Here is a 17,759-nt window from a genome sequence, read left to right as displayed (position 1 = left end):
TGCCCGCCCGTCCTAGGATTCCAATACCGCTTATCTCAGGTCTGCATTCTGCCCTGACGGGCCGTTCCTACCGAACACGACCCGGTATGTTCACCGTTCAACAACCGGGACGTCGATGTAGCAACCTTCCACGCCGCGATAAAATTGGAGTTCGGGCGCGTCTCCGTCCGAGGGCACATTGGCGAATGAAGTGCTCTCACTTCCCGCAAGACATACTCTCAACCTGTAGCCGGCCGGCAGGAGCGCCGATATAGGAAGCAGCGTAAATGCCAACTTTGCTGGTTGACCGGGTACCAGCGGCTCGGCATCACTCTTCAAGTAGCTCTGCTGCGGACCTAGAACACTGAAAGGGGAACCCTTCCAGACTTTGCGGTGGGGTCCGCGCAACACTCCCTCTGTGAGATAGCAGGAAACCCCATCCGGGCTTACCGCTTCAAGATAGACGAAGAAGATACCATCTTCGCGAGTCGAGGAGACATTCAACTCCGCGATGGGGTGTCCGGTGATTTCGAGGTCTCGTTCCAATGGTGCGCTGGTGTAGGTCAGACGTGCGGCCGCATACTGTTGCCGATCGTCGTAATCTACTTCGCCAGTCCCAATCCCGCCGTTGGTGTCCCACCTGTTAGTCAGCACGTCCCGAAATTCACGGTCGACTTGCAGCAAGTCGAAGCCGCTTTCCTCGGGCAAGGAAGACAGGCGCGAGCCACTTGCAATGTACCAGCGTTGGCGCGTGGCCGGGACTGGCCACGAGCGCGTCGATTTCCAGACACCCTCGCCGCACGTGTAGTAGTGGATGACCTTATCAGGCTGGCTTACAGCTTCGCCGTTGAAACACCCATTCACGAAACGAAAGTCATTTGCCTGCTGGCACTGCATGGTTGGAACGAGATCGTCAACGTCGGGACGGAGCGGGTCGTAAGCTTTGCGGCCACAGTGGTTCCAAGGTCCGATGATCACATTCATCGGATTTGACTGAAGCAGAAAGCGTCGAATTGAGCCCTGCGCCGCCCCGGAATCGAACCAGCTGCTCCAGTTTTGCATTGGGACGCCAGACTTGGAGATAAGGTCCGCGGCGGCTTGCGGCGAAAAATCAAATCCAGAAATCTTGCTCAACCATTCTTCCCTACAAGTGACTGTGCTCACGGATATGAAGGAAGGTGCTTGCCCATGCTCGAGCAAGGCCGCGGCCAATTCCGCCTCGCTTCCAACTGGACGAATGCCCGCTCGGAGATTGCTGGAGCGATTAGAATTATCTTTGCTGTTCTGATCCCTGTTCAGCGATTCGACCAGTTCGCTCCACCTGTCGAGCGTGAGGTTGGGAGCACCGCCAGGCCAAGTCTCAAAAAAGATATCGTAATCGACATATCTCGGGACGATTCCCTTCAGCGCAGAGTGGTTTCTCGAGGCGATCAGATCTGCGGAGTTCGCCGTGTAAGACAGCCCATAGGCGACCACGTTACCAGTGGACCAAGACTGCTCTGCGATCCAATCCAAGATATCGCTGAAGTCCAGGATCTCCTCGCGTGAGCGGTGGCCGGGCCAGACCCCGAAGGAGGCCCCGGTACCACGCACGTCTCCAACAACAACTGCGTAGCCATGCGGGACAAATAAATCGGCATAAGAATTCGAGGGTTCGCGCTTCTTTCCCCGCCCGTAGCACGTCATCACCAAGATAGTGTCGCGTTTGCTGTCAACGGTATCACCCATCGGACGGGTGACATCCAGGGCTATCCTTACGCCGTCGTTTGCGGGCACATAGACCGAGTTCAAATCGCCTAGTTTGTGCCTACCTTCAACAACCGCATCGAGGTCCAAGCGGAAGAGTGCTCGCCGTTCTTGTTGTGAGTCGGCAGTTCGTGGTGAACGAAGATCTACGTCGTTTGGTGCACCGGCCTCGACCTGATCCTGACTGATGGCTGTCATGCCGCTTCTCCCTGACTAAACTATGATTTATATGTCTCATACACACAAATATGCAACATTCGTTTCAAACGACAAGTGAGCTTTCTGGCAGATATTCCGCCCGCTAAGACCGCCGAATGGTTTTTACGTATCGATGAGTCGCCTCTGCGGGTTGGCCATGTCTGACGGATCGAATTAGCAGGCTGAGTTGCGGCTTGAGTGGTGCACGAGGTGATCACGCAGTATCTGGCAATGCAGTGAGCGCGGGTGTAATTGCGTGCTGCGTCCGGCTGGGCGCAACGGCCTCCTTGATCGGACATGCGCGCGAAGACAGCCATCGCCCGACTTTGATCCGACACCACAGAATGCTTGTCGGAACCAAGATCAAATTTCTATCGTGGCGCCACTCTCGCGTGTACCTCGATCTACCCAGAGCAAGCAGCAGACATCCTCAAATTACCCAAGTCTTCCGGTCGGCAAAAGCGAACGGCTGCGTTGGATAATACCCGCGGCATTCAGACGTCGATTTCAGTCTATAACGAGCAGCTTACGAGGAACGCTCGAGAGAAACTCGACCTCACCTTCAGTGATAAGAAAGCTTTCTGTGATCTCGATGCCCCAGTCGCCGTACCACAACCCTGACATGAAATGAAACGCCATGCCCGGCTGCAGTTCCGTCCTGTCGCCTTGTCGGAAGCTTGCGGAGTTTTCTCCCCAGGCCGGAGGATAGCCGATGCCAATGGGGTAACCGGATCGGCTTGTCTTCTCGAAACCGTACCGCGCCAACGCTCCCGAATAGGCTTTGGCGATGTCCTCGCAGCAATTGCCGGCTACCGCCCTCTCAAGTCCCGCTTGCATGCCGTCCAGAACTGCAGCTTCTGCGTCTCGTATCTGGACAGTCGGCTTGCCGAGATAATATGTCCTTGAAAGCGGGCAGTGGTAGCGCTTGTGCACGCCCGCGAACTCAAAGAATATGGCTTCGTCACCGCGTATTGGCTGATCGGTCCATGTGAGGTGCGGCGCCGAGGCATCCGCACCGGCTCCCAGGTTCGGTACGCAGGCCGGATAATCCCCCCAATAGCCGTCGACCCCGCGTGTTCCTACGTACGAAAGCTCGGCAATCAAGTCAGACTGCTTGATCCCAGGACACAACACCTCGGAAACCCGCTGATACATAGCCTCGACGATTTTACCCGCACCGCGCAAATACTCGATCTCTCGAGGTGACTTCACCAACCGCTGCCAATTTATAAGCCTGTCGGCCTTCTGAAATCTTGCGTTCGGTAACGACGCCGCAAGGGCCTCGAACGATGCGGCGGAAAAGCAAGAGCTATCTTTCTCTACACCAATGACCGATGAGCCATGTCCTTCATCTACAATGATCGCCCCCAGAGCGGACATGGCGTGAAGAGTGTCGGACTGCACGTATTCGTCACCGTACCATTTGATCCTGTCCTCGCTGATGTAGGCGGTCCGGCGGCAACCATTTGCGTCCATGCGTCGGCCAAACCACAACGGTTCATCGCTCTTTGTCACCACGACGCACTGGGGTACATAATAGGAGCATCCGTCATAGCCGGTGAGCCAGTGCATGTTGGCCGGATCGGTAACAACCAACAGATCGATCCCGGCCCGTTCCATTGCGTTACGCGCCTTCTCCAGGCGCATTTTGTATTCGGTGAGTTCAAATCGAAGCGTTGCAACGCTCATTGCTAATTCCTTCTTGAATGCAGTCGGGGATCTAGGTCGGGGTCCGGCCGAGCACTGCATTGAGCGTCAGCGCGCAGAGGTCCGTGATGTCATAGATCGGAAGCGTTGTTTTGCGCCGAAGAGCCTTCGAGACGACAGGGAACCCGGTGCACTCAAAAAGCAACATCGCCACTTCGGGATACTGGCCGCGCAGTTGTTCAATGCACTCGCCAACCTCATGTTCGATCTGTTCGAGATCAGTTCGCACGAGAGGACGAGCCAAAGTATTGCGCATGTAAATGCCGCCTTCGATCCCTCCTATGACCAAGCGTTCACGGTCGCGCGCATTCTGGACACCCAATAGCTCTTCGCCCAAATGCCGTGTGTCAGCTGTCAAAACGGCGATCTTTTTTGCAGGAGCAAGCTGGCGAAGTAGAATTGGTATGAGGAGCAGACTGGAGGTTATGACCGGTACATCCACTGCTGCGGAAATCGCGTCCTGATGACGGATCAAAAAGCCGCAGTCTCCAACAATGACGCTGGCACCTCGCTCAACAAGCTTATGGGCGGCAGTCACGCAGGCGCCTTCGAGTGAGGGATCACCTCGAATGACGCGCTCAGCTAAAGCACCTTCAACGATCTCAGTGAGGATCGGAAGGCCGAATGTTGCTGGATTCAGGAGTGAGCCTTCGCGAGGAGCGGGGGTGCATTCCGACAGACCCTCGTCAAGCTCAAGAACTCCAAGCATCCCGCTGCTTTGTGAAATCACGATGTATTCCTTTCATTCAGATGGCCGAGGCTGCTGTTTGGCAAACCTGGAAGACGACAGCAAAACGTGGGGCATCTGTGTGACGATTCCCGACTCGCAGATCAGATCGCTGATGAGCTTGCTCATTTTAAATAACGACCTTATTTGACGAACAGTTTTCGTGGGGTCGTCGTCAGAGGCTCATAACCAGTGTCTGAGACCACAAAGCTCTGTGTGATGGTGATCCCGACCTTGTCGAGCCACAAGCCTGGCATCATGTGGAAGACCATGCCGGGCCTGAGGACTGTTTCGTCGCCCTTGCGAATGCTTGCAGTACGTTCGCCCGAGGCCGGGGGGAAGCCAATACCGGTCGGGTATCCGATACGCGACTCCTTCTCAATTCCATGGCGAGCGAGTGCTTGTCTGAAGTCGCTTTCAACCTCCGAACAGGTCCGGCCGGGACGGACCGCTTCAAGGCCAACGTTCAACGCTTCGATCGCTATTTCCGACAGATCTTGGAACGACGGTGACGGCTTGCCCACGACAATTGTACGAGCGAGGTTGACCTGGTAGCGGTGCCGGCACCCCGAGAGTTCTAGATTGACGACCGTAGAGTCCGGAAGACGGTCGTCGGTCCACGCAGCATGCGGAGCGATCGAGCGCTCGCCTATGCAAAGATCCGGGGGGCAACAGGGGTAATCGCCGCCGAATTCTGCCGTGCCGGACACCTGTTGATGGTAGATTGCAGCCGCGATGTCGCATTCACGCACGCCGGCTTCTACCGTGTTGACGACGCGCTTCATTGCGACGTCAGCAAGTTGTCCGGCTTGGCGCATAATCGCAACCTCAGCAGGGCTTTTCACCAGGCGGATCCAACCTACGAGAAGATCAGCGTCCACGAACTCGGCATCAGGTAGCGCCCGGGTGAGGTCAACGTGCCCACGGGCGGGATAGTAGTAACCACCCATCTCCACCCCGATGCGAGCATTTTCGCCGCCAAGTTCCTTCACGATTTCAGCCATGAAGCCATAGGCTGATAGCGTGGCCGATTGAACGTACGTGTCCGGATAGGCGCGAATATTGTCTTCCGCGAGATAGGTAGTCATGGTGGCCGAAACGCGATCCATAAATCGACCAACCCAGACAGGTTCGTCGTGATCTTGAGCGACGATCACCATCTGGGGCGTGTAAAAGGAATAGGCATTGTAGCCGGTGAGATAGTTCTGATTAGGCGGTTCAGAAAGAAGGAGGATGTCTATCCCTCTATGCGCCATTTCCGTCTTCACGCCGGCAAGTCGAGCTTGAAACTCGCTAAGTTCGAAGTGCAGTTCTTTTATCATCCTCGCCCTCACCCTGGTCGAAAACTCAAATCGGCCGATTTATCATCTCATTGACGACACCCTCGTCGATTGGGGTGTTGAAGGTCATCAAGATGTAGCCGAGCACGGAATAGAACCCGACGGTGGCAATTAGATCGAGCACAGCCTCAGTTCCCATAGATGAAGAAATGGCTTGCTCAATATCCGAAGAGAGGCGTGCGTCGTCGAATAGCGCATCGACGGCGCGCGCAATCAGCCCGTCCTCTCCAACTGGCGTTCCGCTCATCTCGCGAATCCGAGCGTCTGAAATGCCCAATGCACGAGAGCGGCTTACGTGATGGACCCATTCATAAGTTGAGCCCATCCGATGGGCCGCCCGCAGGATGACAAGTTCCGAGCGGACAGGGCCCAACGCACTGTCTTTGACGATATGCTGACGTAATGGAGCCCATGCCTTCAGCAGTGCGGGGTGGTGCGCCATTGTGCGGTAAACATTGAGTGATCCCGCAAAACCTGCCTTCATGTCATCAATTTCGACGGGCCACTCTTCGTCGGTTATCGGCGGGCAGGACGATACCATCTTGTTTGAGATATTCATCGCACGGCCTCAGCTTTCGATCGCGGCTTTGATAGCAGCCGCTAGCCTGTCTACGATCATATCGATTTGCTCAGGCTCGACGATGAAGGCAGGAGCCAACAGCACGTGGTCGCCGAGCTTACCATCAATTGTGCCGCCCATCGGGTAGCACATCAGGCCCTGCTCCATCGCCTCTTTCTTTATCTTGGCGTGGATTTTGCGCGCCGCGTCGAACGGTTGTTTCGTATCCTTGTCGGCGACTATTTCCACACCCCGAAATAGGCCCCTGCCACGAATGTCGCCGACATATGGCGATTGGCCGAGCGCCGCATCGAGTCCGGCCTGAAGGCGATCGCCCATCTTGACGACGTTGGCAATGATTTCCGGGCGCCTGAGTATCTCCACGACCTTGTTAGCCGCCGCCGCCGCAATCGGATGGCCGATGTACGTGTGCCCATGTTGGAAGAGACCCGATCCATCCGCAAACGCACGATAGATCTTCTCGGAAAGCAAGACAGCGCCGATTGGCTGGAACCCACCCCCCAAGCCCTTTGCGATAGTCACCAGATCGGGAACGATATGTTCCTGCTCGAACGCGAACATCGTGCCGGTACGACCCATGCCGCACATGACCTCATCTAGGATGAGCAATATGCCGTACTTGTCGCAGATTTGCCGAATACGTTTGAAGTAGTCCGCCACGGGGCCCACTGCGCCCAGGGTCGCGCCGACGACAGGTTCAGCGACGAAAGCCATAACTGTGTCAGATCCCAACTTGAGAATCTGATCCTCGAGTTCCTCGGCCAGCCGGTTGGCATAAGCCTCAGTGGTTTCATCGGGCCACATATCCCGGTAGGCATAGCATGGGGAAACGTGGTGGGTTTCCGGCAAGATGGGCTTGAACTGAGCGCGACGCCATTCGTTCCCACCCGTCGCCAGCGCGCCGATCGTATTTCCATGATAACTTTGCCGGCGCGCAACGATATGACGCCGCTGAGGCTGACCTATTTCGACGAAATACTGTCGGGCCATCTTCAGCGCAGCCTCGACAGCTTCGGATCCGCCAGAGACGAAGTAGACATAGTCCAGGCCGCTTGGCGTGAGGGCGATAAGTTGCTCAGCGAGTTCCTCAGCCACATCGGTGGTAAAGAATGACGTGTGAGCGTAGGCAATGCGCCCCATTTGCACCTTCATGGCATCGACAACTTCAGGGTGATTATGTCCAAGGCAGCTGACAGCTGCTCCCCCGGAACCGTCGATATATGTGCGCCCTTCGCTGTCGGTAATGTGGACGCCCTCCCCGGCGACGGCGCTGGGCAAAGTTGTACCAATGGTTCGATGGAGGATTTTTGTCATAGCAAACTCGGGCTGCTCACGGCCGGCGTGCCGGCGCTTCTGGATGTCCATTGATTGCCAGTTTTCACGAAAAAATGCAACAACTGTTTTAAGAATGCCACTTATGATGCATTTGTTCTTATTCAACGTGGAGAGGCGCCGACACCAGCTTTCCATATCGTGTTTGACTTCCAAACCCGTTGGAGACATGGTCCGCTTGGTTCATCAAAGTCATTGTGAGGCAAATGTTGCAAAAGGGTCCACTCCACTCGCACATCATCGAACGGTTCGACGACATGTCCGAGCAGTTGCAACAAGCAGCTCGCCATATTCTCGAGCATCCACAAGAGGTCGCGCTCGTCTCGATGCGCGAACTGGCGCGCAATGCGGGTGTCCAGCCCTCGACCATGACGCGCCTTGCAAAATTTCTTGGCTTTCCGGGTTATGAAGACTTCCGCGTACAACATGCTGACGTCATCCGCGTAAATGCGGACGGTTTTGCAGCACGCGCGATGCAAAGAGACGAAGCTGGATCGAATGATGAGGGCCTCGCGCACCTTATGCTCCAGAGCATTTCAGCCCAGATTGCCCGGCTATGCGAGCCGGAAACGCTTTCAAAACTGAACGAGCTGGCTGAGCGTTTAGCCACAGCCCGAAGAGTTTATGTTCTTGGCCTGCGTTCCTGCCATTCGGTCGCCTGGCACTTTCATTACGTGATGACGTTATTAGGTGAAAAGACAGTCCATTTGGACGGTCCTGCCGGCACGGGCGGCGACGCGCTCATTCGCGCGACGACTGATGACGTTCTCCTGGCCGTTTCAATAAACCCATACTCTCGCTATACGCTAGAAGTCGCGGAAGCCGCCGTTGAGAAAGGTATGAGCGTGCTCGCGATCACGGACAGTGAGGTTTCACCACTGGTTACGATTGCCGAGCATGCAGTCCTGTTTCCAACCGAGAGCCATACCTTCTTCCATACATTGACACCGGCTTTGGCAATTTCAGAGGTGCTATGCGGGCTTTTGGCAAGCCACGATCGAAAGGCGGCGCTAAAGGAGCTCAAGCGCGTCGACAGCTATCTCTCTTCGATGAATACCTACTCTGCATCTATACCGCGTCGAAAAATCTGAAGAGCCTGATAGACCACCAACGTGTGGGCGTCGCTTCATACCTCAGTCTGAGTTTCGGAGCCGCTCGCTTCGATACCCAGCCAGACGATAGGCCGACTTCCGCACGATCGACGATGATTCTATTTGCCGAGTTGCGTCCTGACCATAGATTGGCAGGCGATGGGGAATGCCAGCCCCAGATTTGAACCAGGACTGGCCTCAATTTAAGCCTTAAGCCGGGTTCGCGGCAGCGTTTTGCAGCGAGCTCCGTCCTCGCCATAGAGTGAAATATAGAGCCACCAGCCAAACAATAGGCAGCAAGGTGAGCAAGGACCCCACTGCGGCAATCGTTGGATCGACCTGCTGCTTCAAATTTTCGAGCATCTTCAAGGGCAATGTCGGTATCGCATAGCCGCTGACAAACGATGTAATGATGACCTCATCGAAAGAAGCTAGAAAGGCAAACAGCGCGCCGCCGATAATACCAGAGCGGATTAGAGGAAATGTCACACGCACAAAGGTTCGCGTCGGCCCGGCACGCATGCTCATTGCAGCCTGTTCAAGTCTTCTGTCAAACCCAGAAAGAGTGGCGAGGACAATCACTACAACATAACCAATCGCACCGATGATATGTCCCAAGATGATGCCAGTGCTGGTTCCTACCAAACCGATTCTTGCCAAGCCAAGATAGACAGCGACGGCCACCACAATGATCGGAAATGTGATCGGTGTGAGAATAACCATCGTCATGCTTGAACGGAAACTGGGTGAGCAGCGGCTCAGGCCCAAAGCTGCCATTGTACCGGCTATCGCTGATGCGACGCTCACTATAAGCCCGAATTTGAAGCTGTTCCACAGAGCACCAGTCCACGTCGGGTCCTGGAAGAAGGAGTAATACCAGCGCAGAGACCATGTTGTCGGCGGGAACTCGAGAAATTCGCCCGGACTAAACGAGATCACGATGACGATCAGTCCCGGCGCCAGCAGAAAGGTCAATACAAGTGCAAGAAACGATGCCCCGATGAGATTTGCCCAACGGGTATCCCTGTGACTTTTATAAAGCTTCGTCGCCCAGTACCGAGCCCGGAACGGTGTTGCAAGTTCATTTAGATAGCGGCTTACCTTGGAGAGTGATAGCCAGCGGTTCGCCTTGATCTTGTGTTCCACGGACCCAGATTGACCGTGTGAGCTGGCGAGATTTACGCCTGCCGTGGAGAGAACCACGAGTGCCACGGCAAGAAGAATGAAGGCAGCAGCGGCAGTCGGCGCCATATCCAATGACGTCGTAAGCTGCGAATTGATGAGAGTAGAGAGCATGGTGTCGCCAAGGCCACCCAACGCTTGCGGTGTGATGTAGAAACCGAGGCAGACAACAAAAACGAGTATGCATCCGCTTCTAATTCCAGGGACGCTAAGCGGAAGAAACACACGCAAGAACGCTGTGAAAGGCTTTGCGCCCATGCTGCGGGCCGCCGCCATTAGAGTTTTGTCGATGTTCACCATCACGCTAAGCAATGGCAAGATCATCATGGGCAGCATGATGTGCACCATCCCGACATAGACCGCGAAACGGTTATAAATGAGGGTGAGTGGTCGGTCGATAACACCTAGGTTCAGCAACAAGCTATTGATAAGCCCATTGTCTCCCAACACAACTGTCCACGCGTACGTCCGCACCAGGGCGCTCGTCAACCAAGGCAGGAACACCATCACCATAAGGACAGGTCGCGCCCGGCCTGCAACAGCAATCAGGTAAGCTGTGGGATAGCCGATCAGCAGGCAGATTGCAGTGGCCACCAAACTTATCTTGAGCGTCTGAACGAGAATTAAGACATAAGACTTCTTCTCGAAGAACCCTATATAGTTGGCAAGGGAGAATTCTGGTGAGTTGAGACTGGTCAGGAATAGAAGGATCATCGGTATGCCGAATACGGCGAACATGACCCCGAAGGCAGGCACCGTCAACAGAACCGGGCTTGAGCGCAATCGTCGTATCATTGTCATTAGCGAGCCCCCGGGTTTAGGCGGTTACAAACCGAACGTCTGATCGAAGCCAGTCGAGGCGAACCTCGTCGCCTGCGCCGAACACCTCTTGCCCGGAGGCGACGTGCTCTCGAGCGATCAGAACTGTGTCGCCAACACGTACCCTGTATTTTCTCAAGGGACCGGCATAGATCATATCTTCTATGACGCCGGCAACAGATTGCCTGTGCTCCGCATCGCTGCGCCTCGGCCCAGTCGGCGCGTTGACGCAAATGCGCTCGGGTCGGAGCATTGCGACCATTCCGGGCGAAGGCACGACATCGGATTGAACCTTTAAGTCTGCGCCTTCCAAAACGTTGGCCTCGCCCAGGAAGTTTGCGACAAAGCGCGTGTTCGGACGGTCGTATAAGGCTTCGGGCGTGTCGATTTGCTCTATCTGCCCAGATCTCATCACCACGATGCGATCAGACAAGGTGAGCGCTTCTTCTTGGTCGTGGGTCACACAGATAGTCGTCTTCCCAAATTCCCGGTGAAGATCCTTGATTTCAATCTGCATCTGCTCGCGCAGATTTCGGTCAAGTGCGCCAAGCGGTTCATCGAGCAGCAGGATAGGCGGATCCGCGATCAAGGCGCGCGCAAGGGCTACGCGCTGTTGCTGACCCCCGCTCAATTGGGACGGCATGCGACCACCGAATTCACTGAGGCGGACGCGCTCAAGCATCCGGCTAACCCGCTTCGCCCTTTCCGCGCTATTGACACCACGCATTTCAAGTGGAAATTCGAGGTTGCGGGCGACGGTCAAGTGCGGGAAAAGTGCGTAACTTTGGAATACAATTCCCTGATCGCGTCGATAAGACGGAACTTCCGAGACTGATTTCCCGGCGATCAGGATATCTCCTTCGCTCGGAGTGGTGAACCCAGCAAGCAGCATCAACGCTGTGGTTTTCCCCGACCCACTCGGCCCCAGTATGGTCAAGAACTCGCCACGAGACACCGAGAGCGAGATATCTTTGACCGCCGCAACCGCCCCATATAACTTAGTGACGTTGCAGAACTCAATCTGGGCGGGAACTGGGGCTTTCTCCAACAATTCGTCCTCGGTAGGAAGGTAACTTTTCATTTTCAAGGCCATTTCGAATACTCCGTTAGGACCACGCGCCCAACAGACGCGTAGTCCCAAAAAGTAGGCAGTGGGATTGGACGGCGCTATCTGATCAAATCAGAACCAGAAAGGCGACCGGCTTGATGAGCGCCGCCGATACATCGTTGGCACGAATTGGACTACTGTAGAATCCACTCGTTCCAGCGCTCGACAAGCCGATCCTTGTTCGGTTTTCCATCCGGTCCTGCCTCGGCATACCACTTTGCATCCAGGGCGAAGCTGGAGGCTGCATAATCTGGATGCGACGCAAGCTTTCGCGCAACATTGTCAGGTATCATCTTAAAGGCGTTCTTGTTGGTCGGAGCCTGGGCAATCAGTTCAGCGAAAGCGGCCTGCCGGTCGGCACGGCCGGTGATTTCGAGGAACTTTTGAGCGTTTTGCGTGTTTGAGCTGCCCTTCGGAATGACCCAATAGTCGGTTGTCAGCTTGGCCTGGTTCCGATTGATCTCAATCGGGCTGCCCTCATCGATAAGGGAAAGCGCCCGACCGTCGTAGGACTGCACAACTTCGGCAACATTGTCCCGCATTATCTGGAGAATTTCGGATCCACCCGTCCACCATTTGCGAATGTGCGGCTTGATCTTAACGAGGCTCGCAAAGACTCGGTCAATGTCCAGCGGATATAGTTTGTCCATAGGAACACCGTCGGCCAGCAGCGCCTCTTCCCAAGGACCGGTTCCATATTCTCCGGTAAAGAGAGACCGGACGCCTGGGAATTTCTCCACATCCCAGAACTCGGCCCACGACGTCGGACGCGGTTTCCCTGCGGGGAATTTCTTAGTATTCCACACCATGTTATAAGAGTAGACGTAGGAGGCAAAGCCGTTCGGTTGTTTCGCGTAGTCGGCGATGGCTTCTAAGTCGTCCTTTTTCCAACCAGAGTAATCAACCTTCTCGAGGTATCCTTTTGCACTTAGAGGATGCACATGCGTTTGGCCCAAATTAACGATATCGGCTGAGACGTTCTTAGTATCAACCATCATTGCGATCTGCGTCGATGTGAAATCCGCCAATATAGGTGTGACTTTGACGCCAGTTTCCTCCTCGAAAGGCTTTACGTATGCCTTCATCACCGCGTCGCCCCAATTTCCGCCGCTCATGTTGACCTTCAACTCGCCAGTGGACGCTGCTCGCGCACGACCGGCTACGGAGGACAACGCTCCCACCGCGATTACAGATGATGTCGCCTGCATCAAGCGCCTGCGATTTATTAGAAAGGTCATTTTCGTTCTCCCTCTGTTGTTCCCTTGCACATTGTTGCAAGCGGATTCCAATTGCCGATGCATAAGCGCCGCGACGCATGATGACGCCACTGACAGCCCGGCCGCTGGAAAACTGCGCGTGCCTCGTGACACCGGGTGTGGTGCGTAGCAGCGGCCCGGATCCTTCCCATTTCGACACCGACACGGTAAACACCGGCGGCCTGATCCCAAACGCTGAGCGTCCGATTGCTTGCTCAAGCAAGCCCTTTATCAATGCCTAACCCAATACGACGACAATTGCAACAAATGTTTTAAGTCTAGCATTATGCGTCAAGCGTATTATCTATCGGGATCACCAAGACGTGTAAACTGGCTTCAGTATGTGCCCGGTTTGACAGGCTGATCGGTGTAACGCAGAGCAAATATTGGCGTGAGGAAAATTGGCCAGAAGATCATGATAGCATTGGCGTGCGAGATTAGCTGTCGCAGCGGCCATCTGAATGCCGTTACTGCTAGCCTGGATTAGTTCGCATGCGCTATGTTCGGTTCTTCGGGCGCCAACTATTGTGTCGGCTTTCTACCGACGCACCTACTTCGTCTGAACCGGTGAGGTTTTGCCAGAGCTGCATTCTCGGCAGCTTACGTGACGAGGTTTTTTCCTCGCTCGCTGCGATAACTGATCCCCAGCCGGGTTGAATCGGTCATCGCAAAACTCCAGCAAAAAAGAGTTCGATCGACGAACGTGGTTTTCACCAAGTGCCCGAGGAAGATATACTAAAGTAGTCGGCAACAGGATGAAGTTCCCTATAGCCGATGCAGTGATATGGTAGTCCTCCCCGCGAATAAGGGGCTTCAAAAGTAGAATTTTCTCGGCAAGATGCTCGAGGAGATTTTGATGAAGAAGAGCCGATTTACCGAAGCCCAAATCATGGCTGTGTTGCGCCAGGCGGAAGGCGGTGTCCCCGTACCTGAGCTTTGCCGGGAGCATGGCATCAGCAGTGCCAGTTTTTACAAGTGGCGGGCAAAGTATGGGGGCATGGACGCCTCGATGATGAGCCAGATGAAGGCTCTTGAGGACGAGAACCGTCGATTGAAGCGGATGTATGCCGACTTGAGCATGCAAGCCGATCTGCTGAAGGAGGCTCTCGGAAAAAAATGACGCGGCCATCTCAGCGCCGAGAGCTGGCCGAGAAAGCAGTGGCGCAACGCGGTGTAAGTATCGCGCTGGCATGCAGGACATTTGGCGTCAGCGAGACGTGTTATCGGTATGGTCCCCAACGTAATTTCGACAACGATCAGATCGCCGATCTGCTGCTTGGGCTTGTGAAGGTGAAGAAGACCTGGGGATTCGGTCTCTGCTTCCTGTATATGCGCAATGTCCAGGGCCATCGCTGGAACCACAAACGCGTCTACCGCATCTACCGGGAGCTTGAGCTGAACCTCAGGATCAAGCCCCGGCGGCGACTGAAGCGCGAGAAGCCAGAGGAACTGGCGGTGCCCGAAGCGCCGAACATGATCTGGTCGATGGACTTCATGGCGGATCGCTTGGCGGACGGTCGCCAGTTCAGGCTTCTGAACGTGTTGGACGACTTCAACCGAGAGGGACTGGGGATCGAGGTTGACTTCTCACTTCCTGCCGAGCGGGTCGTGCGCAGCCTCAACCAGATCATCGAATGGCGGGGCAAGCCGCTGGCAATCAGGGTTGATAATGGCCCTGAATATGTCAGTTCGAAACTGGTCGAATGGGCAGAGACCCAAGGCATCGCATTGAACTACATCCAGCCCGGCAAGCCTCAGCAGAACGCCTATGTCGAGCGCTATAACCGAACTGTCCGGCATGAATGGCTCGATCTGTATATTTTTGACAGCATAACGGAGGTGCAGGAGATCGCCACGAAGTGGCTTTGGACGTATAACCACGAACGGCCCAACATGGGCATTGGCGGCATCACACCCGCTCAGAAACTGAAAATGGCCGCGTGAATTCTACCGCTGAACCCCGCTAAAACGGGGAGGACTACCATATCGATCGTGGCCGCGCACCTGCCCTTCTGAGCATCCGGCAATGACGGAACGTTAAATCTGGACGATTTCTCGTGGGAAGCAGCCGAACACCTCCGCTCCATTCTCGGTAACACGGAAGGTCTCACTGATTACGTAGCCGAGATCTTCGTCAATCCAGTTCCCAAGCATCAGGTGAAAAGTCATGTTTGGTACCAGAACTGTGGGATCACCAATCTTCAAGCTAGCGGTCGGCTCTGTCCAATTAATTCCCATGGCGTAGCCGCAACGAGACTCCTTCTCGAAGCCGTGTTTACGAAGCGTTGTGGTAAACGCGGCGGCCACATCCCCACAGGTAGCGCCTGGCCTCACGGCATCAAGTGCAGCCTCCAACCCAGCTGCCTCGCCGTCGTGCAGCTGCCGGAGACGATCAGAGGGCTTACCGATAGAGAAGGTTCGCATGAGCGCTGAAGTGTATCCGTGACGCACCCCAGCAATCTCTAAGTTGACTTGAGAACCATCTTGAAAGACGTCTTCGGTCCAAGAGAGATGACATGTCGACGTGCGGGGCGAGGCGCATAGGTGGAAGGGGGCCACATCGGTCCCAACCTTGCCATCTGCGCCACGAATTAGCGCCGCAATAATCTCTGCGGACGCATGAGCTTCGCTAACGCCCGGCCGAATGACCTCCTTAGCACGGTGCATGGCGGAGTCCGCGATTTTTCCCGCTTCGCGCATAGCAATGATCTCAAGGTCGGATTTGACACCTCTGATCCAACTGATCGCGTTGCCGAAATCAACTACTTTCGCTTCAGGCGCTCTCTTCCTGAACTTTTCGATTGTTGGGCCCTGCAGGAACTGTGCCTCGATTGCTACGCACCCCCGACCATGACCGCTATCAAGCAGGAGATCGATCGCGGCATCCCAGCCATCTTTATCGGGGTTTGCGATAAGATCCTCGGCATAGCCGACCACACGACTGCGATCGATGAACATTTGGTGGACGGCTGCTGGCGCATCCATTCGACGCGTGATGAACGTCGGCTCTTCTTCTCTGAATGAGACTAGTAGGGCTTGTGGCACGTAGCCTGACTTTGAGGTATAACCTGTCAAATAGGTAATGTTCGCCGGTGATATTACCACAAGCAAATCAACCTCCCGTCGTCCCATTTCCGTCTTGACGGCGGACAGGCGCTGCAAATATTCGCTCCGCGGAAACGCTTGCGACCCTTTGGGCATAGCCATAACATCGACTCCTCTGCCATCATGAAAAAACTACTACGAGCTCGCCTCGCTCGCTGGGGTTCGGAGGACCCGGATGATTTGGATCATCGAGCCGCTCCGGCACCGAGGGTCACCACGCCGAACATAGGAGCGGCGACGACGCAAATTCATTCGCGTATGAGGTCTAAGCAGTATTGAACCGCCAGTTCCGTAGCGGGGATCACGACCTTGTCGGACACGCCAAAGGTCGGCGTATGCACCCCTGTATCGTTGCCTGGCTCCTGACTGCCAATCCAAAAATAGATGGACGGCAGCAGATCAGAATAATAGCCGAAGTCATCGCTTCCCGAGCTTGCCGGTCGTTCGACGAACTTGTCCTTGCCTGCCACTTTGCTGACCGTTTCACGGAAACGGGCGACCAGGTCGGCGGCGTTGATGACGGGTGGCTCGCCTGCAAGCGATGAAAACCGAGCGCGGCCGCGATGCATAGACGCCACCCCTTCAGCCATCTCACCGACTCTTCGAACTAACAGGGTCCTGCGCTCGGAACTGCTTGTGCGGATCGTCCCCGTCAACGTGACCGACGGGCAGATAATGTTGGTCGCCTCGCCCCCATGGATGGTGCCGATGGTGATAATCGCGCCATCGTCTACGGGCATTTCCCGCGACACCACCTTTTGGACCTCATTAATGAAGGCTGCGGCAATGGAAATCGCATCGACGCCCGCATTCGGCTTTGCCCCGTGGGCCATAGTTCCAATGAATTCCACCTCAAATTGGTCGGAAGATTTGGTCACAGCGCCGGCACGTGCGCCGTAGGAACCTGCTGGAATATCTGTATGTACATGAAGCCCAATAGCTAAGTCGAAACCATCAAGCAGTTTCGCCTCCGCGACACTTCGGCCCCCAAGCGGTTCCGCCTCTTCCGCTGGCTGAAAAATGACGCGCACTTTACCCGAGAAGTTCTGTCGCATTCGATGGAAAGCAAGGGCTGTACCCAAGGCGATCGATCCGTGAACGTCGTGGCCGCAAGCGTGCATTACGCCTGGCACCCGGGATTTATACGGGAGGTCGTCCCGTTCTTCATGAATCGGGAGCGCATCAATGTCGCCCCGGAGCACCACCGAACGACCGGGTCCGGAAGCGGCCCCCTCGATATCTATATAAACACCGGTATTATGAAAGGTCTTCGCTCCAGCGAGGCCGAACGCCTCCAGTGTTTCAATAATCCTTTTTTGGGTCTTCCACTCATTGTTCGACAGTTCTGGCTCGCGATGCATTGCATGTCGTAACTTCAGAACCGCATCACACTCGGTTTTTGACAGCAGGTTGTTGGTCAAAACGTTCACTTTAATCCCTTGGTCTTCCCGGCGTGACTGATCCGCGAACTTATCAGCTGCGTGACGTTGAAAGAGTTGTATATGCATCAATTGATGCAATATTTGGTTTTGTGCGTCAAGTGTTTTATCTGACGAGCCGGGGAGGCCAGATTGGCCCCGTACGGCTCT

General features: G+C 55.2%; 13 protein-coding genes. 2 read left to right on the top strand and 11 right to left on the bottom strand.

Annotation, left to right across the window (positions count from 1 at the left end):
* Positions 1 to 90 precede the first annotated feature (90 nt).
* From U5G49_RS35585 to U5G49_RS35560, 6 genes are all read right to left on the bottom strand, one after another.
* A complete protein-coding gene (locus U5G49_RS35585; RefSeq protein WP_284200527.1) occupies positions 91 to 1,923 on the bottom strand; it encodes a CocE/NonD family hydrolase in 1,833 nt (610 codons plus the stop codon).
* Between the two features lie 507 nt (positions 1,924 to 2,430).
* Positions 2,431 to 3,612, bottom strand: a complete 1,182-nt coding sequence (locus U5G49_RS35580; protein ID WP_284200526.1) for a M24 family metallopeptidase — start codon at positions 3,610 to 3,612, stop codon at positions 2,431 to 2,433.
* Positions 3,613 to 3,643: 31 nt separating this feature from the next.
* Positions 3,644 to 4,360, bottom strand: a complete 717-nt coding sequence (locus U5G49_RS35575) for an aspartate/glutamate racemase family protein (RefSeq protein ID WP_284200525.1) — start codon at positions 4,358 to 4,360, stop codon at positions 3,644 to 3,646.
* Positions 4,361 to 4,500: 140 nt separating this feature from the next.
* Positions 4,501 to 5,679, bottom strand: a complete 1,179-nt coding sequence (locus U5G49_RS35570) for a M24 family metallopeptidase (RefSeq protein ID WP_284200524.1) — start codon at positions 5,677 to 5,679, stop codon at positions 4,501 to 4,503.
* Positions 5,680 to 5,704: 25 nt separating this feature from the next.
* Positions 5,705 to 6,256 carry a carboxymuconolactone decarboxylase family protein gene (locus U5G49_RS35565; protein ID WP_284200523.1) on the bottom strand — a complete coding sequence of 184 codons (552 nt, stop codon included), beginning with the start codon at positions 6,254 to 6,256 and terminating at the stop codon, positions 5,705 to 5,707.
* Positions 6,257 to 6,265: 9 nt separating this feature from the next.
* The gene (locus U5G49_RS35560) at positions 6,266 to 7,591 is read right to left on the bottom strand and encodes an aspartate aminotransferase family protein (RefSeq protein ID WP_284200543.1); all 1,326 of its coding nucleotides are present in this window, start codon (positions 7,589 to 7,591) and stop codon (positions 6,266 to 6,268) included.
* 224 nt (positions 7,592 to 7,815) lie between these two features.
* Between U5G49_RS35560 and U5G49_RS35555 the strand changes: the two genes are divergently transcribed.
* On the top strand, positions 7,816 to 8,700 hold the full coding sequence (locus U5G49_RS35555; protein ID WP_284200522.1) for a MurR/RpiR family transcriptional regulator: 885 nt from the start codon (positions 7,816 to 7,818) through the stop codon (positions 8,698 to 8,700).
* Between the two features lie 210 nt (positions 8,701 to 8,910).
* On the opposite strand, the gene U5G49_RS35550 is transcribed toward U5G49_RS35555, so the two are convergent.
* The 3 genes from U5G49_RS35550 to U5G49_RS35540 form a co-directional block, all read right to left on the bottom strand.
* On the bottom strand, positions 8,911 to 10,683 hold the full coding sequence (locus U5G49_RS35550) for an ABC transporter permease subunit (RefSeq protein WP_284200521.1): 1,773 nt from the start codon (positions 10,681 to 10,683) through the stop codon (positions 8,911 to 8,913).
* A 16-nt stretch (positions 10,684 to 10,699) separates the two neighbouring features.
* Entirely contained in the window at positions 10,700 to 11,794 is a 1,095-nt protein-coding gene (locus U5G49_RS35545; RefSeq protein WP_284200520.1) for an ABC transporter ATP-binding protein, read from the bottom strand.
* Between the two features lie 149 nt (positions 11,795 to 11,943).
* Entirely contained in the window at positions 11,944 to 13,047 is a 1,104-nt protein-coding gene (locus tag U5G49_RS35540; protein ID WP_284200519.1) for an ABC transporter substrate-binding protein, read from the bottom strand.
* Positions 13,048 to 13,921: 874 nt separating this feature from the next.
* On the opposite strand from U5G49_RS35540, the gene U5G49_RS35535 reads away from it, so the two are divergent.
* Positions 13,922 to 15,009, top strand: a protein-coding gene (locus U5G49_RS35535) for an IS3 family transposase (protein ID WP_193445991.1) whose coding sequence is annotated in 2 segments (ribosomal slippage) — positions 13,922 to 14,183 and positions 14,183 to 15,009 — 1,089 coding nt in all. Because the reading frame shifts where the segments join, the coding sequence is not laid out codon by codon here.
* A gap of 93 nt (positions 15,010 to 15,102) precedes the next feature.
* On the opposite strand, the gene U5G49_RS35530 is transcribed toward U5G49_RS35535, so the two are convergent.
* On the bottom strand, positions 15,103 to 16,272 hold the full coding sequence (locus tag U5G49_RS35530) for a M24 family metallopeptidase (RefSeq protein WP_284199871.1): 1,170 nt from the start codon (positions 16,270 to 16,272) through the stop codon (positions 15,103 to 15,105).
* 146 nt (positions 16,273 to 16,418) lie between these two features.
* A complete protein-coding gene (locus tag U5G49_RS35525) occupies positions 16,419 to 17,600 on the bottom strand; it encodes a M20 metallopeptidase family protein (protein ID WP_284199869.1) in 1,182 nt (393 codons plus the stop codon).
* Positions 17,601 to 17,759: the final 159 nt, after the last annotated feature.

The sequence above is a fragment of the Rhizobium indigoferae genome (genome assembly GCF_034554815.1).
Lineage (GTDB): Bacteria > Pseudomonadota > Alphaproteobacteria > Rhizobiales > Rhizobiaceae > Rhizobium > Rhizobium leguminosarum.
The sequence above is the reverse complement of the archived record's forward strand: the minus strand, read 5'-3'. Positions and strand labels throughout refer to the sequence as shown.

Bases quoted from the DNA above. Each gene is read 5' to 3' on its own strand.
- U5G49_RS35585 (WP_284200527.1), bottom strand. From the start codon at position 1,923: ATGACAGCCATCAGTCAGGATCAGGTCGAGGCCGGTGCACCAAACGAC.
- U5G49_RS35580 (WP_284200526.1), bottom strand. From the start codon at position 3,612: ATGAGCGTTGCAACGCTTCGATTTGAACTCACCGAATACAAAATGCGC.
- U5G49_RS35570 (WP_284200524.1), bottom strand. From the start codon at position 5,679: ATGATAAAAGAACTGCACTTCGAACTTAGCGAGTTTCAAGCTCGACTT.
- U5G49_RS35565 (WP_284200523.1), bottom strand. From the start codon at position 6,256: ATGAATATCTCAAACAAGATGGTATCGTCCTGCCCGCCGATAACCGAC.
- U5G49_RS35560 (WP_284200543.1), bottom strand. From the start codon at position 7,591: ATGACAAAAATCCTCCATCGAACCATTGGTACAACTTTGCCCAGCGCC.
- U5G49_RS35555 (WP_284200522.1), top strand. From the start codon at position 7,816: ATGTTGCAAAAGGGTCCACTCCACTCGCACATCATCGAACGGTTCGAC.
- U5G49_RS35550 (WP_284200521.1), bottom strand. From the start codon at position 10,683: ATGACAATGATACGACGATTGCGCTCAAGCCCGGTTCTGTTGACGGTG.
- U5G49_RS35545 (WP_284200520.1), bottom strand. From the start codon at position 11,794: ATGGCCTTGAAAATGAAAAGTTACCTTCCTACCGAGGACGAATTGTTG.
- U5G49_RS35540 (WP_284200519.1), bottom strand. From the start codon at position 13,047: ATGACCTTTCTAATAAATCGCAGGCGCTTGATGCAGGCGACATCATCT.
- U5G49_RS35530 (WP_284199871.1), bottom strand. From the start codon at position 16,272: ATGGCTATGCCCAAAGGGTCGCAAGCGTTTCCGCGGAGCGAATATTTG.